Origin of the sequence: Hyphomicrobium sp., assembly GCF_041659645.1 — a bacterium.
Lineage (GTDB): Bacteria > Pseudomonadota > Alphaproteobacteria > Rhizobiales > Hyphomicrobiaceae > Hyphomicrobium_B.
This window is the reverse complement of record NZ_JBAZXX010000003.1, coordinates 114,715-137,200: the sequence shown is the minus strand read 5'-3', so window position 1 is coordinate 137,200 and position 22,486 is coordinate 114,715. Positions and strand designations below refer to the sequence as shown.

The following is a 22,486-nucleotide window of genomic DNA, read 5'->3' as shown; positions in this document are numbered from 1 at the left end:
TGCTCATGCCCGGATTCCCATTTGTGTTATCGGTGCATTGGATTCCGCTGATCTGGGGTTCTCATTTGCTTCGCGCTTTTCCGTGCTGCGGATGGAGAGATGCATCCAGACGAGCAGCGCCACGACGATCACGAAGAGCAGCATGAAGCAGCTGGTCCAAAGTCCGGTGGCTTGATTGAGGATGCCGAATACGATCGGCAGAATGAAGCCGCCGAGGCCACCGATCATGCCGACGAGCCCGCCGACGGAGCCGACGTTATCCGGATAATAAGACGCGACGTGCTTGTAGACCGCGGCCTTGCCGATGCTCATGAAGAAACCGAGCACGAAGGCGATGCCGACGAAAACTACGGGGCTGGTTTCGAAGTGCGCCGTGATCGGTCCGTGCGTCCCGTGGACGACGTAATCGGCCGTCGGCAGCGACAGGGCCAATGTTGCGATGGCGGAAACGCCGAAGCACCAGTACATGACAGCGCGAGCGCCTATGCGGTCCGACAGGACGCCGCCGTAAGCACGGAAGATGCTGGCGGGAATGGAGTAGGCCGCAGCGACCATGCCGGCAGTTTCGATATCGAAGCCGTAGACGCCGATGAGGTAGCGCGGGAGCCACAAGGCCAGGGCGACGAAGGCGCCGAAGGTGAAGAAATAATAGAGCGCAAAACGCCAAACACGAATGTCCTTTAGGGGCGCGAATTCCATCTCGTAGGCCTTGGGCGCCGCACCCGTTCGCCGGCGCTCGATGAGCGCAGGGTCGTCGGTCGTCGTGAACCAGAATACCACTGCCATGACGGCCAGGACTGCCGCCCAGATTAGGGCGACAGCGTGCCAACCCCAGGCGACGAGCACGAACGGCGCCACAAACTTCGTGACTGCGGCGCCGACGTTTCCGGCTCCGAAAATACCGAGTACGGTACCCTGCTGTCCCGATTGGAAAAAGCGCGAGACATACGCAATTCCGACCGCGAATGAGCCGCCTGCCAAGCCGACTCCAAGCGCCGCTATCAGCATTTGCGGATATGTGTGAGCGAAGACGAGAAGGGCCGTCGCGATCGCTGCCGCCAGCATATTTAAGGTGAAAACAAGCCGGCCGCCAAAGCGATCCGTCCAGACTCCCAGAAAGATGCGTGCCAAAGAACCGGTGAGGATAGGCGTGCCCGCGAGGAGGCCGAATTCGGCCTCGTTCAATCCGAGTTGTTCTTTGATACGAATGCCGATGATCGCGAAGATGGTCCACACTGCGAAGCAGGCCGTGAACGCGATCGTCGAGATCCAAAGGGCGCGCCCTTCAGGGGTGGAAAGTGTGAGGACGGAACTTTCTTGTGTGCGCATCGAATGCTCCCGGTCGTAGCGCGAAAAACCAAAAAGCTGCCGGCCAAGCGTTCGCACCCTGCGGATAAGGGTAAGAAGGCTTGATCGGCAGCTTTGCCTATGAGGAGCGCCCGCCATTGGACGCGATAGAAACCCTAAGAGCGAAATGTCAGCTTCTTAGGAGAGTTGAGAATCAAACGCTCAACTCTGTCAGAGTTTTTTTAGTTAGCGATTGCAGCAACGCTTTAGCAAGTCCAAACATTCAGCAGAATCAGAGGCGCACCGCGCAAAATTTGTGCAGCGCGCTTGCGCCGTACCCGATGCGCGCTCAGGCCCGTTGGCTTTCGATATAAGCATCTAGCTTGTCGGGATCGAAGAGACCGCCGTCGAAGAACCCATCCGGTCCGAGCACGAGGCTTGCGCCTGCCGAGCCGACCGGCGTCGGAGCGGTGAGGGCGCCTTCGACCTTGGCGTTGGCCACGGGAAGTGCGACGCCGAAGGGCTTCAAAGCTGCACGGTAAATGTCGGGGCGATAGGTCTCGCGAGCGATGCGCGCGTTCTCAGCGTTGTGCTGCACCTGTCCCCATCGGACCATCTGCGAATAGAACCAGAGCGCGTGGCTCTTCCAGGGAAACGTCGCGGCATTTGCAAACGGCGTGAAGAAGTTCGCGACCGCGCGGCCGCTATCCGGGCCTGTCGGAAGCTCGCCCCGAAGGGCGGGTAGCATCCATGCTGCCGGCTGCGCGACGTAGGCTTTCGCAGCGAGAATTCCAGCAAGCTGTTCGCGGTTGGGCGCCTTTCCGCACCATTCCGCGGATTTGCAAAGGGCGCGCAGCAGTGCAAAGAGCTGATCGGGATTGCCGTCAGCCCAGTGGGCTCCCACACCAAGAACCTTTTCGGGGCTCGATCTCCAGATTTCGGATTTGACGGTGACGATGTGCCCCTTTCCGAGCAACGCAGCGGCCGTGTTCCAAGGTTCGCCCACGCAATACCCGTCGATGGTGCCGCTCGCCAGGGCATCAACCATCAGCGGGGGCGGAATTATGATAATCTCGATATCGCGCGACGGATCAATGCCGCAAGCCGCCAGCCAATAGCGAAGCTCATAGTTGTGGCCCGAGTACGGATGTACGACAGCGAAGCGCAACGGCGATTTGCCCTTTGCGGCGCGTTCCTGGACGGCCATTTTCAAAGCGAAGCCACTTGTCGCCGGATCGAAATCGGGTTTCGCGCCGTGCGCAAACATGACATCCCAAAGCGCATTCGACACCGTGACCGCGTTGCCGCCGAGACCGAGCGCCATCGGTACGATGGTGGGAACGACTAAAGGTGTCAGGCCGAGATTGCAGGCGATCGGCATCGGGGCCAGGACATGGGCAACCTGGAAATGACCGACGGCCAAGCGGTCGCGGATGTTCGCCCATGAGGTTTCCCGCACCAATGTGAGATCAATGCCCTCGGCTTCGGCGAAGCCCATTTCCTTCGCAGACACGAGGACGGCGCTGTCGAGGAGCGGCATAAAGCCTGCTGTGATTTGATACGTGCCGCGCATCGTCACGATTCCTCGTCGGGTGGAGCCAGAAGTCCGGCCGCCGTTATCAAACTTTCGGCGATCTCCGAAAGCTTGCGGTTCTGGTTCATGGCGGTCTTGCGCAGCAGCGCATAAGCCTGCGGCTCGGATAAGCCACGAGTAGACATCAGGATGCCTTTGGCCCGATCGATCAGCTTACGATTTTCGAGCTCGGAGCGCGCTTCTTCAAGTTCCCGTGCCATGCGCGAGAAGGCATTGAATCGGCTGATCGCCATGTCGAGAATCGGCTTGACGCGCTCTTGCTTCAGGCCGTCGACGACATAGGCAGAAACCCCGGCATCAACGGCTGCTGCGATCGAGGCGCTGTCGGAGCGATCGACGAACATCGCAATCGGACGTTTGACGGCACGCGATAGCTGGAACATGTTTTCGAGCATATCGCGGTTGGGATTCTCGAGGTCGATCACAATGACGTCCGGCTGGACCTCCTCAATCCGACGGGCAATTCCCACAATGTCGTGCACGAGCGTCAGATTGGCATAGCCCGCCGCCCGCAGCCCAGCCTCTATAACGGCGGCGCGCAGGCGGTTTTCGTCGATAACCAGGATAGAAAGTGGTTTTAGTCCCGCCGTCATATCTCAGTCCGTCAGCGAGAGCTTCTCGCAAGCAATGTTTAATGCTGCGTTCTTAGTTTACTTATGAGGCCAGCCGTCTCGACCAAACGTCAATGCCGATAAGTGATAAGTCGTTTGCGACCCGCTATCGCTGCTTCGAGCGGCGATTTCTAGGTGTTAGAAATATCGCTCTACGATCTTTATTCTTACATACCGTACTGGTAACGAGGTATCGTGCTTGCTTTCTCTTCATAAGGGCAAGTACGTCCCAGGCCCGGGTGCGTTCTCTCAACGCATCCGGGTATTTCATCATCTAAGACGCTCATCGGCTCTGCTCGCCGGCAAACTGTCTCAGGAGCTTTCGGAGAGTTGGGCGTATGCTTTTCAATTCTTCAATGTGATTAACAGAAAGTACCCGCAAGGCCTCTTCGCCCTCTTTCGTCACATGAACCTGGATTCGGCGACCATCGTCCGGATCCGCTTTCCTGACCACGAGCCCGAGTTTCGCCAATCGATCGACAAGTTCGACAGCCGTATGATGCCGGACGAGCAAACGCTCAGCAATTTGGCTGATACTGAGCCAGTCAGCCCTTGGCGCCCCTTTGATGGAAAGAAGGGCCTGATGCTGCTGTGGAGTCAGGCCAGCCTCAGACGCAGCAGCCTCACTGAAGGCTAAAAATTTGCGGAGCGCATAGCGGAATTCCGCGAGTGCTTCGTAATTCGTCTTCGTGATGGCGGCGTGCTTTGCCAAGCCTCTACGCGTCGGAGATGACCTGGCCTCCGGGCGGCTTTCGTTCACAACTAGATCTTTCCTGAATAACTCACCTCACACGCACAATAGAGCCGGAGCGCCATTGGTCAACGGGAGGGCTTCACGACAGCTCACTTCTCTAAGTGCCCAGCTTTGTCGTGGCAGCTGATCATCCTTGCATTAATATCGTATTGCGATATTAATCTGGTGCTACTCCGGAAACAAGGATCCAGTCTCGAGACGGAATGAAACCCATAGAGATCGATCGCAGACTTGGCGATTTTACCCTAAACCCTCGCGTGCTCGTCATCGCCGCGATTGCTATTTTAGTGGCATCTACCAGCGTGGCCTGCAGTGTTGCTCTGCTTGCCCTCATTCGCCTCTGTACGAATGTCGCGTATTTCGGCGAGTGGTCGTTTGGCCAGAACACAATCGGACAAACCCCGCTCGGAGCGGCGTCCGTTCTGATCCCCGTGACAGGTGCGCTCATCATTGGTCTCATGGCGCGTTTCGGCAGCGAGAAAATTCGTGGTCACGGAATACCGGAAGCGCTTGAAGCCATTCTCCTCGGGCGATCGCGACTCAGCGCGAAAGTCGCTGTTTTGAAACCGATTTCCTCAGCCATCTCCATCGGGACCGGCGGTCCCTTTGGGGCGGAAGGTCCGATTATCATGACGGGCGGAGCGATCGGATCCCTCATCGCCCAGATGCTTCCGGTCAGCGATGCCGAGCGAAAGACGCTTCTCGTCGCCGGTGCCGCAGCTGGGATGACGACGGTATTTGGAACGCCCATTGCTGCGATTATGCTTGCGGTCGAGCTCCTCCTATTCGAATGGGCACCCCGCAGTTTCATTCCCGTCGTTGTGGGGGCCATCGTCGCGATGGTGGAGCGCACGTATCTCCACATGCCATCGCCTTTGTTCCCGTTTTCGGGCGAAGCACAAATCTCAACCACAGGATTGCTCGCGTGGGCTCTCATCGGAGTGCTTGCCGGCTTACTCTCCGTTTGCCTTTCGAAGCTGATCTACGCAGCCGAGGATGCCTTCGCCAGGCTCCCCATCCATTGGATGTGGTGGCCGGCAATCGGGGGCTTGTTCGTCGGCATCGGCGGACTTATCGATCCGCGCGCACTCAGCGTCGGCTATGACAATATCGATCACCTGCTCAAGGGCGACCTGACCACCTCAAGCGCACTTTCACTTCTGCTGGTCAAGACCGCTATCTGGGGCATCGCGCTCGGCTCCGGAACCTCTGGAGGCGTACTCGCTCCGCTGCTGATCATCGGTGGCGCTATGGGGATGTGCTTGACGATGCTCATGCCGCCGGAAGCAGCGGGGTTCTGGCCGCTCCTTGCAATGGCCGCGACCATGGCAGGCACCATGCGCGTTCCTCTGAGCGCGACTTTCTTCGCCGTGGAGCTTACCGGTGCCACCCACTGCTTCCTGCCGATCATGACGGCCTGCGTCGCCTCGTACAGCGTCACGGTGCTCTTGATGCGCCGTTCTATCATGACGGAACGGCTAGCGCGGCGAGGGCACCACGTGCTCTGCGAATATCACGTCAGCTCATTTGCCCTGACGCGCGTTTCGGATGTAATGACCAAAGACGTTCAGACCGTACCGGGTTCAATGACTTTACGTGGCGCTGCCGCCCTTCTGGTCGATCCGTCAACGACACATCCAACCTTTCCGGTTGTCGACAGGCAAATGCGCGTATTGGGGATGATTGATCCTCCAGCGATCATCCGCTGGCGTCGTGAAGGGCATCAAAGGACTGCCGCGCTAGCTCAGCTTCTCGATGGCACGAGCCCCACAATTACTCACCCCGACGAATACTTGACGACCGTCGTTGAGAAAATGAATTCAGCGAACGTCGCGCACTTGCCGGTCGTGGCGCGCAACGATGGCTGCCTTGTTGGTTACCTCAGCTGGAAAGATATTATAGGATCTCAAGTGCCTTCTCATACGGGGAAATTGAGAACCTTATCGCGCATTATGCCATGAAGTCCGTTTACGGTCATAAGCAAGCACTGGCAGGGAGCATCGGACGGCCGCTCTCAACTTGATAGCAGACAGATGCATTGATTGAGCCCAATCCGATCCGGCAGCTATCAACGACTTCCGCTTCTGGGATTTTGGGCCATAGCGCACTGAAAAAAAATGCATGACCGGGACGGCACGCACGCTCGGCCGAGTTGGGAGAAGGGCTGCGTGGGGCACCTTCGATTAATAAGCGATTAGGACGATACAACGCTACGCCGCAAAGGTCATGAAGGGCATGCACTGCCAAAGCGTAATCGGGCCCCCGCAACCAAGAAATTATTATAATTGTCAATAACTTAGATGAGATCATGGAAATACTTCGCGGGGCAGGGGAGGGTACAATCTCGATTTGGTTTTCAGCGTTCCCTTTGAGTGGTTGAACCCGGCCATAAATACGAAGTTTTTGAGCTCGGTTTTCGCTTTGCGGAGAAAGCGGACATGCGTCGTCCTACATCCGGTCGTGGCGCGTCTTCGTCTGCCGAGCGGACTTCGAACTATCGAAAATTGAAGAGAGAGGCTGCCGTAGTTGGTCTTCGCTTCGCTACGAGTGATAGGATTGCTTTTCAGCTTGATTATCCCGACATCTGGAAATCGAACTTTCCCCGTGCGCGGGTGTCTCGGTAGCGGCAGTTGAGGGCCCCCACAACCAACTGATTTACAAATAAAATTTTCTAATTAGGTTACTCCGCTTGCGGTGAATAAATTGCGATGGGGTGCCGCGCGATCTAAATTGATATTCGCTTCCCCCGACTCCGAAGCCGATCCGTAGAGGTCGCCGCAAAATGTCCGGGCATGGCGCTTACTCTCACAACACCAAACGCAGAACGTTCTCGGCGCGCCTCGGGGACTTTAAATGACGATCTGCACATACAAGCTCCCATGAGTTGAAAGAACTTCGGTGTGTGTTGAACGAGATCATCGCGAAAGCCGGACAATCGTCACCGAACATCGATGTGGACGACATTATCGAGCGTATGTTCGACCTCGCGGAGCACGGCGAGCGCGATCGGGGCAAGCTTCGCATCGCCGCATTGAGAATTGCGGCTTAGATTGGTTCAGAAAGGCCCGAGTGTGGTCCCTGTTCGGGCGGGCCATCCGTTGGCCACGGCCCATTTCATTTCTATGTAATTCAAGCTGCTTCCTTAGAGTCGTCGCGCCGCTGAATGGCCGACTGGCCGTAGCGTTGGCTAAACTCCGACGTCAATTGCACAGCATCAGGCGCGACAAAGCTTCTCAAAATGGCTCGCCGCAATCGCCCTTCGTCGCGTTCGCCCCGGTCTGCGGCCTCGAAGAGACGTTGGATCATGTCGTAGACTGGAAGCTTCAGTTCACGCTCCGCGACCTCTGTAACCATTCCGTCGAGGAGGTCGTAGAACGACTCCAATTCTTGCAATGTGTAGCCGTGCATTCTGATCAACCCTCACGATAGTCCTTCGAGATCGCCCCCGTCTCGAATCATGCGAACCATTGCGACGGAATCAGGTTCCGAGTTTTTCCGATGTATATTTTCGGACTCGCCCACAGACAACTCACCGCTTTTGAACAGCTTTTCCAAATGCCAAGCAGCTGAGTACCGCGAAGGATTTGTTAGGCATTTAGCCGGTAGCCTCCCCTATCCAGTTGTGCGTAGTGGAACGGCGGACATCGCAAGGTGTCCGCCTTCTTTTTTGCGAGTTCAGCCGCAAAGGAGCAAAACACCTAGCGGCCGCCGGCGATCCATTTCACTCCTGCGAGGAGCGCAAAACACGCCGTGAGTGCCACAGCCAAAGCGGCCGAGGTATTTGTTGCTGCATAGACGCCAGCGACGCCGCTGAGCAAAATCGATATCAGCAAACAAGCAATTCCGATGGCCAAATTGGTCTTCATGAAAAGCCTCTCATCCCGCCGACAGGAGCAATGCAGATGCATTACGCGGAACTCTTTGCCGCAATTTGGCGGGACGGAGATTTCGGCTAAAAGTGAAAAGCCAGAAATATGCTGTTATGGACCGATCGGTGGTTAGCGCAGGCTAACGTCGTAACGCTCGCCCCTTCTACGGTCGTTGTGACCGTCTGCGCGCCGAGGGCCGATGCAATAACGGCCCGCACATCGCCGATCACCAGCCCGTACCTTGCAAGTTGCCGCCGATCCGGTGTGTCGCGACACTGGCCGTAGCAAAAAAGCAAAAGGAGCGACGTTTCCATCGCTCCTCTCAGGCTACCGCCCTTTGACAGAATGTCATTGCCATTCCGTTCGTCGCCGCGCCCGGTAAAGAGCGTTCGACCCAACAACTACGCAGTACATCTGCTGCTGTAAGCGACCTCGACATTCAGCGCTCGGAAAGTGGCGACGACAAGTCCGTCGCGGTCGCAGTCTTGCGACCACCCACATCGCACACGGTGACTGCGCGCCTCCAATCTTGACTGTCCACAGCTTGCCCACAGTTATCTTGCGGGCGAACTGGGTTGTGAATTGGCAGCGAGGGGTCTGGCGATAGACTGCCCACGAGGATTGCAGATTAAACGCGATAGCCAAAAGGGCCATTGGTGCGACGTGGGGGACGATCTCAAAGCTATCGTCATTGTCGGGCGCTCGAGCAATCGAAGGGCGGACGACGGAAGCGCGGCTCATTGGGACCGCTCGATAGCCCACGCATTCGAAGCTTTCTCGACTGCGCTGGCGTTTATGCAATCCACGAAAACTCAAACCGTTGTCATCGAGTTCAGCGTTGAAACAGACACGCTGGATTTCTACGACGCGGTGAAAGCGTTGAATGTTCCGATCATCTTTTCCGGCAATAGGCTAGAGCCCTCTCAATTCCCACAGTTGGGAATACGGCCCTCCGATGTCGTCTATCCGGAGCGCAGGAAGCCGTTGGAAGGCCTTGCGGCCTATCGCCCTCGGCCCGGAATCCGCGGCTCACTGTCGAGCATCAGCCGAATAACTGCGAGTGTGCTGTTGGACGCTTGAAGGTGCCTTTGCGTGCGCGCTGAACTCGCCTCTATGCGTTCCGCGAACGACAGAACTTGCTTGCTGCGAATATCTTTCGAAAAACGAAAATCAACCCAAATGACGTTGTCTCGAAACATGGCAGTCGGCTCGCCTGTACACGGTGCTTTACTCCAGCGTGCAACAAGCGTGCCTTATTCCGGGTTCCATGGAAACTGGCGAAAGAGACAGTAAAACGTCGACGCGGTCCGTCGGCCCGCGGCGTCCGCTGGTATGCAACCGTGGACGGTTAACGCCTTGTCGCGCCGACTAGCACCAGCGATGGTCTGAAAGGCAGCGGCGATAGGCTGAACCGGCCCAGCCCCAGCGGCTGGCACACATATGCTGTACGCCGACGCAGCCTGCATATCCCGAACGGTAGTAGCTCGAATCAAACGCATAGCTGTATGCGCGAGAGTATTGAATGCCATAGGGCGGCCCGCTGTAGCCCGCCCATCTCCTGCGAACCCAATGCGTCTTTTCCGCCAACGAATGGTGCGAGAGACCGGCCGGAACGAACGGACCGGCCATCGCCCCGTCCACGAGCAAAAGGCTCGCGCCGACGGCAACAATTACGAATGTCTTCACGACGTATCTCCGAGTGAGGCGCCTGTTTTGACCGCGAGTATCGGGTGAAAACATTTCGGTCGGCCTATCGGCCGGCCTGACGGCGCCTCTATTTCGGAGAGAGGTTTCCAGTCGGCAAATGAACGCGCCAAAAGAAGACGGATTTAGCCGCTTCTGTTTTGGCCCGCTTCCGCCCGATCAGCGCTGCCCGGCGGACGGGGGTACCGGCGGAGCTTCGGTATGTGAAGGCGTCGCCACCCTCGGGTTCATCTGGCCATAATAGTATGACCCGGATCCGAGCGCGAAGGCGGCCAGCAAAACGATAACGAGCACGTTCAATGTTCGGTCGCTCGCTGTCACCAGATCGTCGACGCCTCGGCCGTCGTTCCAAAATGCCATTGAGAGCCTCCTTCTACAGCTTCTATTGGGGGGCGCCGGGAGTCGGAGTAGGCGTCGGCGCTACCGGCCCGACAACGGCTGGCGGCGTGGTCAGTTCGACGACGCCGTTGTCCATAAGAATGGGTCCGTAAATGAGCAGCGACACCAGACCGATGCCGAGAAGCAGCGCGACGACGCCGCCAATGAAATACACACGGCGCGCCGCTTGGCGCGCTTCTGCTTCCTCGGCGACACCGATGAAATCGCGATCATGATCCAACGCCATGCCCTATTCTCCAAACGCCTTTGGAGATAAACCGCTCACGTTGTCAGAGGGTTCCGGATCGCCTTAGGGGACCCATAAATGCAGAAGAGAGCGGTGTTGCTCACCGCTCTCTTCGTTGAGCTTCTCGCTCATGGCAGAACCAATTGGGGACGGCGCGGTTCCGCCTGTTGCCGATGACACCTCCGGGGTAGAGGTTGACCCTGTAGATCCAGGGGCAACAACTACTCAGCACACGCGCTGTTGTCGGCATTTGTTAAGCAATCTGATTTGGGTCGCACCGGTCAAGCCCGCCGACAATAATAATTCGCTCCGAAACCCAGCTACAACCCGATTGCGAGCGCAATAGCGGGTGCCCGCCACAGTTATGCTCCTTACGAAAACGTATGGCGATTCCGGCAGTTTGTTCATCTTGATGACAGGATGAACGGGGTACCAGGAGCCCACGAAGCAACGTCAGCAGACGTTGTAAAACTTCAAGGAGCCCCACAATGAAGACGACCCTGACAGTGGCTTTGGCCGCAGTTGCAATGATGCTCGGCGCTGGCGTTGCTAGCGCGACGGAAGCAAAACCCGTCCATCATCATCATCACGCCGCTAAGCACGTTGCCCACAAGCACGTTGCTGCAAAGCACGTCACGAAGAAGCATGTCGCCTCGAAGCACGTCACCAAGAAGCACGTTGCTTCCAAGCACACCACGAAGAAGCACGTCGCTACGAAGCACGCCAAGAAGCAGGTCGGCTAAAACCCGCGCATCAGGTGCGCGGCGCTCGTCTCGCACCTGATTCTATTATTTCGTCTGAAAGAAAATAACTCTTCTTCCCCCGTCATGCCGATACGGCGAATACGGGATCATAAACGCCGCGCACTTCGGTCGCGCAGCGTTAGGCCGAGCGGCGGAAACGCGCTTAGTCCCGCGCGCTTTGTAAAATCGCATCGCTCAGCATCTGCGACAAGCCGATTAACTCATGAAGACCGGTCTTATCGTCCTGCAGAATACCGAGCGTTACGTTTTGTCCGTCGCCATCGACGCTCGCGTAACAGATCGCCTTGAGCTCTCCGCATTCAGCGCGTGCCAGAAGCTCTTTAAGGCCAACGATAATTCGCTGCTTTTCTTCCAACTCTTTCTTTGCGCGCTCACCACTTAGAAGAACCAGATTTCCCATCTGCTCACCTTCCGCATCAGCAACAGAGGATCAGACCGACCTCATGCTGGCATGCGTCGGGGAGGCGCGTCTTAAAAACTTGCGACGTATCACCAGCGTTTGCGGTGGCCGGACTCCGGTTGTTGCCGCAAGTGTTACGCGGAGGACTCGGGGGTATTCGCTCCCCGCATTGAGCACGACCCAATCTGAAGGAACCGCGATCGCACACCGGAGTTTGTCGAGGCGGGGCAGAAATTTCGAAGTTCGCCCCGTTATGACGGCCGGCCGCAATGGCGGCTCCGGCGGTTGTTTTCTCTGGGACATTTGTATGCACGGCAGTTACAGCTCGGATGAGTTGAAGTCTCTCGTTCGAATCTTGAACGATATTTTGACCGAAGCGCGCAAGCATCGGCCGGACCTCTCGACCGACGACGTCGTGCAACGCGTATGCACGCTCGCGGATCGCGGAGAGCGCGATACGGGAAGGTTCCGTGAGGCGATATTCGGCACCGGCGATTTGCTCGGCGCGCGAGAAATGCAAACATCGAGCAATTGGAAAATCAGGATTGCCGGGTTGCAAAAAGCGGCGCGTCCGCGCAATTCCCGCGCCCGCAGCAATTGATGGGCTTAGACCCGCTTTCGTGCCCGCCGCTCAGTGCCATAAAGCCGGGTTGGTCAAGAGATCGAGAATACTGACCTTCTGGCCGACCGCGGCAAGCGTTGCATTCGGTCCGCTTTCACTGCGAGGTGGCGCCGACGAAGACTTGCGGACCGCGGCGCGAGGAATCCGATGCGCGGCCCCGGCCGTATTGGAACGATGTGGTGTTATCTCGGAGTCTTTCGCGCTTTTCCCGGCTTCGCTTCGGCCCGTGTCGCTCTGATTGGACGCGAGCGTGATGGATCGCCCGGCTTCGCGCTGCGCTACGTCTTGGCGTTCGGTGACGACGTGAGGCGGATCCTCCGCCGCGATCGGCATCGCGGTCGGCGCCCGATCCTCATGTGAAATCGAACTCGTCGTGATGTCGGAAAATTTCGCGCTCAAGGCTTCCGCGGCATGGCGCGAAGCCGATTCGCTGTTGTCGTTGACGGCGGTCGTATAATTGCCGCGCCGTGGCGGCGGCACGAAAGCCGGCAACGACGTACCGGACGTTTGGACACCAGCGTTTGACGGAACGTCATCAGCCAAGAGTGGCGCGCCGTATCCGCCGATCAACGCAAATGCCAACAGCAATCTTGATGCAATGGGTCTCATCGGTCGTGCCCCTTGCTCCCCGGATACAATCAGTCAACGAAAGCAGGGCAACAGAAAGGCCGGTAGTCTCAGCCGGACGTTATTATCGGCCAAAAAAGAAAAGCGCTCGGAGGCTTTGCCGTCCAAGCGCTTTCTATCTGCAATCGAGCCGATAACGAACGTCAGCGACGGTCGTCGGTGCGCCGATCATCGCGTCGATCATCCCGCCTATCATTCGGGCGATTATTATCAAAACGCCGGTCATTGCCGCGATGATCCGGGCGTCGCCAACCTTGGCCCGGCGGCGGCTTCATCCCGTTCGGCGGGCGATATCCATCCGTACGCCACCAGCCCGGCCTGCGGGCTCCTGGCGGCGGGGCGCGCCAACCCGGTCGAGCATAAACTTTGAAGCCGTACCAACGCTGCCGGTCGGCGTACCAAGGCCGGCCGACGTAATATCGGTTCCAGTAATCAGCCGCCGCAAAGGCAACGACCGGAATGCCAAAAGCAGCGATGCCGACATCCGGCAGAAGCGCCGTCTGCCCGTGATAATCAAACCCCAGGTACTCGCTGTAGACCCAGCCGCGGTTGCCCGCCCACTGCACGTCGCACCAGGATTCATCGCGAAGGCAGCCCCAAACATCGATCGGATCGCCCTCGGGGATCACGCCGACGCTCGGGAAGTCGGTGTCGGGACCGGTTCTCATATTGACGTTGGCCGTGCTGTAGCCGGGTAGGGCTTCAGCCGCCGCGGCACCGAGCGTCAAGAAGACCGCAACGGCTCCCGCTAGCTTTCTTATTCTCATCATTGCTCCTGTCGAATTGTTCGACCTGTTCAGTACGAAACCATGGCAGGGTGATGACTGGTCCTGTTTTCGGCCGCCCCCGCATGTCGTTCGTTAGTAGGACGTTGGCCGGTCCGGCCAACCGCGCCGGGCTCATGATGCGGCATATAAGGCATTCGAAATCGCGCTGTCCCCGAGGGAACTAGGAATATTGAACGCGGTTCCTATGTCGAGTGAGCCCCCGAACTCCCAAGGAATCGAAAATTATGAGAAAATTATTGGCAACGCGTGTCGGCGCCCCGGTCGTCGGAGCCCTGATCGTCGCGGGGATTATCGTAATGGCGCCGGTCGCGTCGGCTCAAGATGCGACGACCCTCCCGCAGGCGCAGACCCCGCCGCAGCCTCAACCGGACACGAGCAGCCCGCTGACGCCCCAGGACGGCACCGGCAGCCCGTTGACACCGGCACCGATCAATCCGGTCACAGGCCAAACTCAGTCTTCGAGTTCCGACGCCACGCAATCGAGTTCGGAAGTGCCGACGACATTCATCCAGCCGCCGATAGAAACGAACCGGCTCGATGTGTCGGCGCCGAGCGAGCAACAGTTGGAAATCGATCCGTCGAGTTCGCAAGCAGCCTCATTGAGCCCAGATACGCCGCAACTAACGCCGACGGCAGCAGGCGTGTCGCTCAATGCCGTTCAAGGAACGACATCGACGACGTCTCCATCGTCGCTCGGTTCATCCATCCCGTCACCGACATCCACAATTGTGTATCCGGCCGCGATCTCGGAGCCCGCTTCGACGCAAGCCTTTCTAACGTCTCTTCAGAGTGCGCATATTGGAAGTGGACTATCGTCACGTAGAGTCGGCTCGAGTTCGACCTCGATGGGGCCATTGATTGGCTCGGACGCGGTGAAAAGTTCAAGCCCGGTCGAGACGATGTCGTCGGGTCCGACCGCGATCGGGGCATCGGCATTCATGCGGTCGCCGAGTTCTTCCTCGCGGATAATCAGATCGTCATTCGCTTCCGCATCGGTCGGATCGAATTCAATCGGACCGAGCGCATTAAGGTCAAATTTCGGAGGAAGTTCTTCGACGATGAGCCATCATTCCATGAGCAGCAGCCACCGCTAAACGTGCGACACGCGGCGCCCCAACGGAACTGCGAAGTCGGCGCGTGCGTTAGATTTGCGGATGGGGCTATGGCTCCGTCACTCAAGGAGCATCGGCGTTGGAGTGATCCCCCCGGTGCTCCGATTGGCATGATGGGATTGATATATGAAACTGAGCGAATTCACGCGGCGAGCACGTGCGTCCCGCTTGGAAAAGAAGGCCAAACATGAAGCCGCGTTCGAGCGCGCGATTCGCGATTTGAATCTGTCGGCTATACCCGCGCGGCCGTCGCGCCCAATGGCTTCCGTCACGTATATCAGAAGTCAAATGGATCGCCTGCAACATCATCATCCCGTGTTGACGCTGTTTCCCCAAAACCAAGATCATCAGGTTTCGCGCGCGAGCAGATAGGGCGGGCGCTGCAACTCTTCGCAGTTCGCGCACCACTGTTTGACGGTTCGCGGCCGAACATGCGATGACGATTCCATGGCTCGTCGAACGGGAAGCGCTGATCTTCCACTCCACAATGGCCGCGTCCCTGCGTGGCTCGCGGGGCGTATGGCGACGCTTGGATCGGTCATCTGCCAAGCCATCGTCGAACACTACGGCCGCGACGAGCTTCTCTGCCGCTTGGCTCATCCATTCTGGTTTCAGTCGTTCGGCTCCGTCATGGGAATGGATTGGCATTCCTCCGGAATCACAACGAGCGTCATCGGCGCGTTGAAGCGCGGCCTCGATCCGCTGAAAGATGAACTGGGCATCTACGTTTGCGGCGGACGCGGCCGCCACTCCCGGCGAACCCCCGACGAATTGAGTGTGCTCGGCGACCGTGTCGGCGTCGATTCGGAAGGTCTGATACGTGCCAGCCGGCTTGTTGCAAAAGTCGATAGCGCTGCGGTTCAGGACGGCTTCGATCTCTATCTCCACGGTTTCTTCGTCACCCGCGAAGGCCGCTGGACCGTCGTGCAGCAAGGCATGAACGGCGAGAAGCGCCAGGCCCGCCGTTACCATTGGCATTCCGGATCGCTATCGAGCTTTGTCGATCAACCTCATGCAGCGATCGAAGGTCCGGCACAGGGCGAGATCATCAATCTGACGGACCGCAGAGCCGAGAAATCGCGATCGGCGCAACTTGATTTGCTCGCGAGCCTCGGCCCCGATCGCATCGTAAAGGAACTGCTTTCTCAGTCACAGCCGGACTCGCCCGCCGCGCCGCCATCGGAACAACTCTCGCTGCTGCATCTCATCATGCCCGACCATCACGATCTGCGCTCAAGTGATGTCTTCACGCGCCGCCTGCATGCAACGTTGGCGGCGGCGGCGGAGCAGGGCCCCGTCGATTTTCCCGAGCTGCTGTTGACGCCGGGCGTCGGGGCGCGGACGGTGCAATCGCTGGCGATGGTCGCGGAAGTCGTGCACGGCGCCCCGTATCGCTTTCAAGACCCGGGGAGATTTTCGCTGGCGCTGGGCGGCAAGGATCGCCAGCCTTTCCCAGTGCCGATCAAGGTCTACGATGAAACGATCACGGTCCTGAAGTCGGCGATGCAAAAAGCGAAACTCGGAAACAGCGAGCTTCTCGCCGCTTTGAAGCGCCTCGACGATCAGTCGCGGCGGCTCGAAACTTCGGCTCGTGGCCCGTCGCTCGAAACGCACATCGCACGCGAGCGGGCGCGCTCTGCCGAATTCGGAGGGCTTTCGGTGTTCGGTTCGGAAAGTCCGGAAACGGACGAGACGGCTTCCAGCTAGACGCCAAACTGCGAAATAAGAGTTTTCAGGCGTGGCTCTCGCACCTTCCGCGCGGCATCGCCTTGCGTGAACCATGCGCGCACGCGTTGGTCCTTTTCGAGCCAGCTCTTGCGCTGCTTTTTGACCCACAGGACGTAGACCTCGACCTCGACGACCCGGACGGTCTGATCGGCCATTTTCTTGCGATAGCGATAACCGCCGACCGGAGTATCGCTGATCTTTCCGGTGACGCCCGCCTCCTGGCGGGCCTCCCGTGCGGCCGCTTTGGGATCGCTGAGCCGCTTAGCCGGCCATCCTTTCGGGATTACCCACCGGCCGGTTTCTCTTGAGGACACGAGAAGAACTTCAAAGCCGCCGCCGCGCACCTTCCGTAAAGGTAAAGCTCCAACTTGCCGTATGGCCATCAATGATCGTCCCCCAACTCAAGGGTCCGATACAGTTCGAACCTATCGGATATCAACTCAATTATAACTGAACGACGTGCAGTCCAGGACCGTATCGGAACTTTTCTGGACGCATCTCGGTTTGCCGGACAGCGATCGTCGTGGAGTTGGCCGTCGCCGCGGAGGATGTGCTGATGATCACGGATTTCGAACCTCATCGCCGCTCCGTCGACGACGGCTTGGATACCGTGCACCCCACAGCGAATTCCGCGTTGTTTGTTATGATCGTGCTCATTATCGGCATCGCGCTTGCCGGATGGTATCTCTTGGCCCGCGCTGGCACTTCGAGCCTGATGGAATCCTCTGCCCCGGTCCATTCGGTTTCGCCGCCAAATAAAGGCGGTTAAGGCAAGAAACGATGGAATGACGATCCGATCCGGCGCGCTATCCCTTTTCCGCTTTGGATTTTTCCGAAAGCTTGTCGACGAGATGTTTGTCGATGAGAGGAGGCTTTCGGTCGACGGGGCGAATAGGATCGTCGGTGGTCGGGTCGACTGCAATTGCGTCGCTTGCCGGAAAGGTCTCGTCGAGAGCTTCGTCGAGTTCTTTATCAACTTCCGCCTTCGATTTTTCCCGGTTCATGGGATCTCCGCAAACTTTGTCGAACAATCTGTCTCGCGGCCGACGGCCGACTGACCAGGATCAACGCCGTCGTCGGTCGAATGTTTCAATAAAGCGATCGATAGCTGCTGAAAGCGTCCGTAAACCATTCGCGATCGTCATGGGATCTATATATCTATATATATGAGTTGAACCGCCCGAATGCCATCATGCTGATGAATCGGAGAACGGGATGGAGATCGAGATGAACAAGTTGCTGCAAGATCAAGGCTTCAAATACCATCTGATAGCCTACGTCATCGTCAATGCGATATTGATCGTCGTCAACCTCATGAACCCGGTGCATCTTTGGTTTTTCTGGCCGCTTATCGGGTGGGGGATCGGCCTCGCGGCGCACGGCTATGCGGCGTACAAGGCACCGGTGAAGCCGGCCAGGGGAATTCCCCGCATGAGCCGGTAAGTAAGCACGGCTTCGAGTTGGTGGAGGTTAGCCGGCGTCGGTGGAGTTCAGGGCTTCTTCCACCTTCTGCGCGAGTTCGTTGACCGTAAACGGCTTCACGAGCAGGTGCACCCCGACATCGAGCACGCCGTTGTGCACGATGGCGTTGCGAGTGAAGCCCGTCATGTAAAGAACCTTGAGATCCGGGCGGAGAGACCGCGCTTGATCCGCGAGCTTACGGCCGTTGATGTCCGGCATGACGATGTCGGTGAAAAGAAGATCGACGCTCGTCTCTTTCGTTAGCACAGCCAGCGCCTCGTTGGCGTGCGACGCTGCGATGACCCGATACCCGATCTCGCGCAGAGCCGATGTCGTTAGCTCCAGCAGCGTCGCGTCGTCCTCGACGAGGAGCACCGTCTCTTTGCCGGTGACGACGGACGGAGGCGCCGCCACTTCTGTCGGTGCCGTTACCACGCCGTCCCGATAGCGCGGCAGATAGATCTTCACCGTCGTGCCCTGGCCAAGCTCCGAATAGATTTTGATGTGGCCGCCCGACTGTTTCACGAACCCATAGACCTGCGGCAATCCGAGGCCCGTCCCCTTCCCGACGGGCTTTGTCGTGAAGAACGGTTCGAAGGCCTTTTCGGCGATTGCGGGATCCATACCGGAGCCCGTATCGGTCACGGCAATCAGGATGTACTGGCCGGAGGGCACGCCGGGATGCAGCGCGCTGTATCTCTCGTCGAGATGACAGTTCGCGGTTTCGAGCGTCAGCCGGCCTCCCTCTGGCATCGCGTCGCGCGCGTTGACGCACAAATTGAGAATGCTGGCTTCGAGCTGGGCGGAATCGACGGAAACCGGCCATAGCCCGCCGCCTAAGACAGTCTCCATTCGGACATCGCTGCCGAGCGATCGCGAGATGAGTTCCGATAGGCTCGCAACGAACTTGTTCGCATCGAGCGCCTTCGGCGAGAGGGGTTGTTGCCGCGCAAAGGCAAGCAGTCGGCTGATGAGCCGCGCCGCACGATGCGCCCCGTCGAGCGCGCCCTCGAGCAGTTGCTCGACACCCCCCTGCCCCTTTGCGATACGCCGCTGAGCCAGACTGATGCCGCTCGTGATGACGGCGAGCATGTTGTTGAAGTCGTGAGCAATGCCGCCGGTGAGCTGGCCGATGGCCTCCATCTTCTGCATCTGGCGAATTTGCCGCTCGGCGGCCTCGCGTTGCGCGATCATCCGGCGTAGCTCGGCGTTTGTCTCGCTGAGCTGCGCCGCAGACTTCCGCGCGCCGATAATCCAGGCGCCGAAGGCCGCAATGGTTCCAAGCACGCCAAGGAAGAGCGCGATGGAGACACCCTTGCTCGTCTGTTCCGCACGCTCGGTTCTCAGTTGAAGCAGGCGCTCTTCCTCTGCGATCATCTGCGCGAAAATGCTATTCGCGGTTAGCGAGAGCCGAAGGCCATCCTTGTCGATAACCAGATCGCGCGAGCCTTCGATGTCGCCGCGTTGGCGGAGAAGCACAGCCCGCTCCGCTGTTTCAAGACGCTGCTCGATCAGAGGCCGCGCATCCGCCAAGGCCAGAAGCTCTTTTGGATTGTCGGCTACGACTTGCGCGAGATTGTCGAAGTCAGTGCCGATCTTAGCTTTTTCGCGCCGGAGAGGTTCGAGAAAGGTCTCATCCCCCGTCAGCACAAAGCTGCGCTGCCCAATTTCGGCCGCCTGAAGGTCCGAGCGGATATCAGCGATCTTTGTCCGGACATCGAGGGTATGGCGAACCCAGGCCGTTTCCGTTACGAGCCGCAGACCCAACCACACGGCAAGTCCGATGAGCAGCAACAGGACAACAGCCGACGCCTCCGGAACGCGCTTTTTTATCGGGTGACTGAGTGCGGGCATCGTCACCGTTTCCTGTTCATTCCATGACCTGGCAAGCCGCGTTGCAGCGTTCGGAATAGGTTCTCTTGAGACAAGCCGCCAAACGTGTCGCCGCGCTTGCCGCAATCGTCGTTTGTGGTGTCATAGCGGAATCGGCGCCGCAAGCCCGTAGAAGACCCTGACATTCTGCCGTTAAGGCCGCATCGCGACACTGCAGGTGCTGCCCCGTGCCGTCGCACGCGCCGAGAAACAGGCACATCGCGGGCAGCGCTCGCTTGCAGATCGCTCTCATGCGGGATCCCATAATGCTCTACTTGGTAATCTGGCCGATCTGCCAAATGCGATAATGATCGTTTTGTTGCGTTGCCCCTAGCACAATTTCCGGCGGACGCGACGACGTGGTGCGACCGCTTGCGGCAGTCTTGCTCCAGTCGGGGCTGCTCTTCGGACCAACGCAGTGTGGCAATCGCCCGTCGGCCGCGCTAGAAGCTGGCGAATGCAGTCCAATTCCATTAACTCCGCTAACGCCCACAGCCCAATGACAACCAATACCGCTCTCGATAATCCCGCCAAGCCGAAATCCCCTGCGCTTGCCGAGGGTTTCGTGCTGCTCGATAACAGCACCAGCCTCGATGCGCTCTCTGAGCTTTTCGAGAGGCCTGTCGAGATCATCCGGGCCGATACTCCCGAACAGGTTGGTCCGGCATTGGAAGCTTTGCAGGCGGGCGTCGGCAACGGTCTGCACGCCGCCGGCTTCTTCTCTTACGAACTCGGTTATCTGCTGGAGCCCAGGCTCGCGCATCTCCTGCCGCCGCAGCGCAAGGTTCCGCTGCTCTGGTTCGGCCTTTACGCTTCGCCCCGTCAGTTGACCGGCGCCGAGGTCCAGGGCTGGCTGACGGAAGAAGCGATTGGCAATCCGACTCTCGGCGAACTGGCCCATAGCTGGGACAGTGTTTCTTATTTGAAGCGTTTCGACGAGGTTCAAAAGAACATCAGAAGCGGCGACATCTATCAGCTCAATCTGACATTCAAGGCCAAGTTCAATCTTCAAGGTTCCCCGCTCGCGCTCTACCGCGATCTTCGCTTGAAGCAGCGCGTCGCCTACGCGGGCCTTGTCGACACTGGTGACATCACGATCCTATCGGCATCGCCGGAACTCTTCATCAACCAGCACGATCGCATCATCGAGACGCGGCCGATGAAGGGGACGGCTCCGCGTGCGGGAACGCCGGAAGGCGAAACCGAAGTACGCGTCGCGCTCTCGAAGGACGTCAAGAACCGCGCCGAAAATCTGATGATTGTCGATCTGATGCGCAACGACCTCGGCCGTATCGCCGATCTCGGTTCCGTCAATGTCACCGATCTCTTTACGGTCGAGACCTTCAAGACGCTCCATCAGATGACATCGGGCGTCGAAGCCCACTTGAAAGACGGCATCGGCATCGTCGACATCCTGAAGGCGATCTTTCCGCCGGGCTCGATCACCGGCGCGCCGAAGATCCGTGCCATGGAGCTTATCCGGGAGCTGGAAACCGAACCGCGCGGCGTCTACTGCGGCGCCATCGGCCGCTTCTCGCCCGACGGCTCAGCGCAATTCAACGTCGCGATCCGGACGGCCATCATCGATCGCAAGGGCGCCGGCGAAATGGGCATCGGTTCCGGCGTCGTCGCTGATTCCGATGGACCGAAGGAATACGCCGAATGCCTGCTCAAGATGAAATTTCTGACCGATCCCGTGCGCCGCTTCGAACTGATCGAAACGATGGTGTATGTGCCGGGAGAAGGCATCTGGCTTAGGGGCTATCACCTCGCGCGGCTCGCTGCGTCAGCCGCCTATTTCGGCTTCGCTTACGACGCTGTGAAAGTCCGCGATGAAATCGGCGCGGCGATCGCAACCGCTCCTGATCAACGTCAGCGGTTACGATTGCTTCTCGACGAAGACGGCGGCGTCTCCGTGACGGCCACGCCGCAAGCCGCGACGGCCGCAGATGCCGTCATGCGCTATGTGATTTCGGATACGCATATGAATAGCGCGGATCTCTTTCTTTATCACAAGACGACACGCCGCGAACTCTACGATCGGGAATGGAAACATTACCACGACACGCTCGGTGCCGATGAGGTTATCTATCTCAACGAAAACGGCGAGCTTGCCGAGGGGAGCCGCACGACGATTTTCATTGAGCGCGACGGACGCCTGGTGACGCCGCGCCTCGCCGCCGGACTGCTGCCCGGCACGTTGCGCGCGGCGCTGATTGATGAAGGTCGTGCCATCGAAACCCGCTTGACGATCGAAGACGTCAACACCGCGAAAGAGATTTTTCTCGGAAATTCGGTTCGCGGTCTGGTGCGCGCCGAGCCGCTCGTGCCGCGCCTAGCGGTTGACGACCGGCACCAGGACTGACCCGCTCCCGACCGACAGCCGCGTAGCGGGCTCGAAATCTCTGACCGAGGTCTTGGTCTCTTGCAGGGCGGCGATCGCAATCGCCGCCAGCGCCGCCAGCGTCAAAATGATGGCAGTGACGATGGCCTTGGACGAAAGCCGCGCGCGACGGGCGAAGACCTGAGAAATTTCTTTCGGCATGCCTTGATCGATACTCACCAGCATGACGCCTCTCCAGTCCACCGGATGCCGCGCGACACCTTGCGCAGGCCCAGTCCGGCCACTTTCAAACGACTCAAATTGAGACAATCCGAAACGGACGCG

At 58.6% G+C, this 22,486-nt stretch carries 24 protein-coding genes; 9 read left to right on the top strand and 15 right to left on the bottom strand.

The features are described 5' to 3' along the window. Positions 1 to 3 precede the first annotated feature (3 nt). The 4 genes from WC811_RS10500 to WC811_RS10485 form a co-directional block, all read right to left on the bottom strand. Positions 4 to 1,329, bottom strand: coding sequence for a nitrate/nitrite transporter (locus WC811_RS10500; RefSeq protein WP_372644119.1), 1,326 nt, complete (start codon positions 1,327 to 1,329; stop codon positions 4 to 6). A gap of 307 nt (positions 1,330 to 1,636) precedes the next feature. Beyond that, complete coding sequence (locus WC811_RS10495; RefSeq protein ID WP_372644116.1) at positions 1,637 to 2,860, bottom strand: CmpA/NrtA family ABC transporter substrate-binding protein; 1,224 nt, start codon at positions 2,858 to 2,860, stop codon at positions 1,637 to 1,639. A gap of 2 nt (positions 2,861 to 2,862) precedes the next feature. Then, positions 2,863 to 3,474 carry an ANTAR domain-containing response regulator gene (locus tag WC811_RS10490; RefSeq protein ID WP_372644113.1) on the bottom strand — a complete coding sequence of 204 codons (612 nt, stop codon included), beginning with the start codon at positions 3,472 to 3,474 and terminating at the stop codon, positions 2,863 to 2,865. Between the two features lie 301 nt (positions 3,475 to 3,775). Continuing rightward, positions 3,776 to 4,252, bottom strand: coding sequence for a MarR family winged helix-turn-helix transcriptional regulator (locus tag WC811_RS10485; protein WP_372644110.1), 477 nt, complete (start codon positions 4,250 to 4,252; stop codon positions 3,776 to 3,778). A gap of 197 nt (positions 4,253 to 4,449) precedes the next feature. On the opposite strand from WC811_RS10485, the gene WC811_RS10480 reads away from it, so the two are divergent. Both WC811_RS10480 and WC811_RS10475 read left to right on the top strand, forming a co-directional pair. Further along, entirely contained in the window at positions 4,450 to 6,207 is a 1,758-nt protein-coding gene (locus WC811_RS10480) for a chloride channel protein (protein WP_372644107.1), read from the top strand. 941 nt (positions 6,208 to 7,148) lie between these two features. Beyond that, positions 7,149 to 7,295 carry a hypothetical protein gene (locus WC811_RS10475; protein ID WP_372644104.1) on the top strand — a complete coding sequence of 49 codons (147 nt, stop codon included), beginning with the start codon at positions 7,149 to 7,151 and terminating at the stop codon, positions 7,293 to 7,295. An 80-nt stretch (positions 7,296 to 7,375) separates the two neighbouring features. Here WC811_RS10475 and WC811_RS10470 read toward each other — a convergent pair whose 3' ends face one another. The 4 genes from WC811_RS10470 to WC811_RS10455 form a co-directional block, all read right to left on the bottom strand. Next, entirely contained in the window at positions 7,376 to 7,654 is a 279-nt protein-coding gene (locus WC811_RS10470; protein WP_372644101.1) for a hypothetical protein, read from the bottom strand. A gap of 1,829 nt (positions 7,655 to 9,483) precedes the next feature. Further along, complete coding sequence (locus WC811_RS10465; protein ID WP_372644099.1) at positions 9,484 to 9,801, bottom strand: hypothetical protein; 318 nt, start codon at positions 9,799 to 9,801, stop codon at positions 9,484 to 9,486. A gap of 177 nt (positions 9,802 to 9,978) precedes the next feature. Beyond that, positions 9,979 to 10,179 carry a hypothetical protein gene (locus WC811_RS10460; RefSeq protein WP_372644097.1) on the bottom strand — a complete coding sequence of 67 codons (201 nt, stop codon included), beginning with the start codon at positions 10,177 to 10,179 and terminating at the stop codon, positions 9,979 to 9,981. 22 nt (positions 10,180 to 10,201) lie between these two features. Continuing rightward, positions 10,202 to 10,444, bottom strand: a complete 243-nt coding sequence (locus WC811_RS10455; protein ID WP_372644094.1) for a hypothetical protein — start codon at positions 10,442 to 10,444, stop codon at positions 10,202 to 10,204. Between the two features lie 488 nt (positions 10,445 to 10,932). Between WC811_RS10455 and WC811_RS10450 the strand changes: the two genes are divergently transcribed. Continuing rightward, entirely contained in the window at positions 10,933 to 11,187 is a 255-nt protein-coding gene (locus WC811_RS10450; RefSeq protein ID WP_372644091.1) for a hypothetical protein, read from the top strand. Positions 11,188 to 11,350: 163 nt separating this feature from the next. Here the strand turns inward: WC811_RS10450 and WC811_RS10445 are convergent, their stop codons facing one another. Then, positions 11,351 to 11,608 (bottom strand): hypothetical protein, encoded by a 258-nt coding sequence (locus WC811_RS10445; RefSeq protein ID WP_372644088.1) that lies wholly within the window; start codon positions 11,606 to 11,608, stop codon positions 11,351 to 11,353. Between the two features lie 253 nt (positions 11,609 to 11,861). Between WC811_RS10445 and WC811_RS10440 the strand changes: the two genes are divergently transcribed. Further along, positions 11,862 to 12,209: a hypothetical protein gene (locus tag WC811_RS10440; RefSeq protein WP_372644085.1), complete on the top strand. Its 348-nt coding sequence runs from the start codon at positions 11,862 to 11,864 to the stop codon at positions 12,207 to 12,209. A gap of 30 nt (positions 12,210 to 12,239) precedes the next feature. On the opposite strand, the gene WC811_RS10435 is transcribed toward WC811_RS10440, so the two are convergent. Next, the gene (locus tag WC811_RS10435) at positions 12,240 to 12,839 is read right to left on the bottom strand and encodes a hypothetical protein (RefSeq protein WP_372644082.1); all 600 of its coding nucleotides are present in this window, start codon (positions 12,837 to 12,839) and stop codon (positions 12,240 to 12,242) included. 161 nt (positions 12,840 to 13,000) lie between these two features. Then, positions 13,001 to 13,624 (bottom strand): SH3 domain-containing protein, encoded by a 624-nt coding sequence (locus WC811_RS10430; RefSeq protein ID WP_372644079.1) that lies wholly within the window; start codon positions 13,622 to 13,624, stop codon positions 13,001 to 13,003. A gap of 245 nt (positions 13,625 to 13,869) precedes the next feature. Between WC811_RS10430 and WC811_RS10425 the strand changes: the two genes are divergently transcribed. Then, positions 13,870 to 14,739, top strand: a complete 870-nt coding sequence (locus tag WC811_RS10425; protein ID WP_372644076.1) for a hypothetical protein — start codon at positions 13,870 to 13,872, stop codon at positions 14,737 to 14,739. 465 nt (positions 14,740 to 15,204) lie between these two features. Then, complete coding sequence (locus WC811_RS10420) at positions 15,205 to 16,464, top strand: DUF763 domain-containing protein (protein ID WP_372644073.1); 1,260 nt, start codon at positions 15,205 to 15,207, stop codon at positions 16,462 to 16,464. Here WC811_RS10420 and WC811_RS10415 read toward each other — a convergent pair. Beyond that, positions 16,461 to 16,868 (bottom strand): NUDIX hydrolase, encoded by a 408-nt coding sequence (locus WC811_RS10415; protein ID WP_372644071.1) that lies wholly within the window; start codon positions 16,866 to 16,868, stop codon positions 16,461 to 16,463. The two genes, WC811_RS10420 and WC811_RS10415, sit on opposite strands and share 4 nt — an antisense overlap. A gap of 140 nt (positions 16,869 to 17,008) precedes the next feature. Between WC811_RS10415 and WC811_RS10410 the strand changes: the two genes are divergently transcribed. Next, the gene (locus tag WC811_RS10410) at positions 17,009 to 17,254 is read left to right on the top strand and encodes a hypothetical protein (RefSeq protein ID WP_372644068.1); all 246 of its coding nucleotides are present in this window, start codon (positions 17,009 to 17,011) and stop codon (positions 17,252 to 17,254) included. Between the two features lie 37 nt (positions 17,255 to 17,291). Here the strand turns inward: WC811_RS10410 and WC811_RS10405 are convergent, their stop codons facing one another. Further along, positions 17,292 to 17,489 (bottom strand): hypothetical protein, encoded by a 198-nt coding sequence (locus tag WC811_RS10405; RefSeq protein ID WP_372644066.1) that lies wholly within the window; start codon positions 17,487 to 17,489, stop codon positions 17,292 to 17,294. Between the two features lie 223 nt (positions 17,490 to 17,712). Between WC811_RS10405 and WC811_RS10400 the strand changes: the two genes are divergently transcribed. Continuing rightward, entirely contained in the window at positions 17,713 to 17,928 is a 216-nt protein-coding gene (locus WC811_RS10400; RefSeq protein WP_372644063.1) for a 2TM domain-containing protein, read from the top strand. A gap of 27 nt (positions 17,929 to 17,955) precedes the next feature. Here WC811_RS10400 and WC811_RS10395 read toward each other — a convergent pair whose 3' ends face one another. Continuing rightward, complete coding sequence (locus WC811_RS10395; protein ID WP_372644060.1) at positions 17,956 to 19,800, bottom strand: CHASE3 domain-containing protein; 1,845 nt, start codon at positions 19,798 to 19,800, stop codon at positions 17,956 to 17,958. Positions 19,801 to 20,275: 475 nt separating this feature from the next. On the opposite strand from WC811_RS10395, the gene pabB reads away from it, so the two are divergent. Further along, on the top strand, positions 20,276 to 22,183 hold the full coding sequence (gene pabB, locus WC811_RS10390) for an aminodeoxychorismate synthase component I (protein WP_372644057.1): 1,908 nt from the start codon (positions 20,276 to 20,278) through the stop codon (positions 22,181 to 22,183). Here the strand turns inward: pabB and WC811_RS10385 are convergent. Beyond that, a complete protein-coding gene (locus WC811_RS10385; protein ID WP_372644054.1) occupies positions 22,154 to 22,387 on the bottom strand; it encodes a hypothetical protein in 234 nt (77 codons plus the stop codon). The genes pabB and WC811_RS10385 overlap by 30 nt on opposite strands. Positions 22,388 to 22,486: the final 99 nt, after the last annotated feature.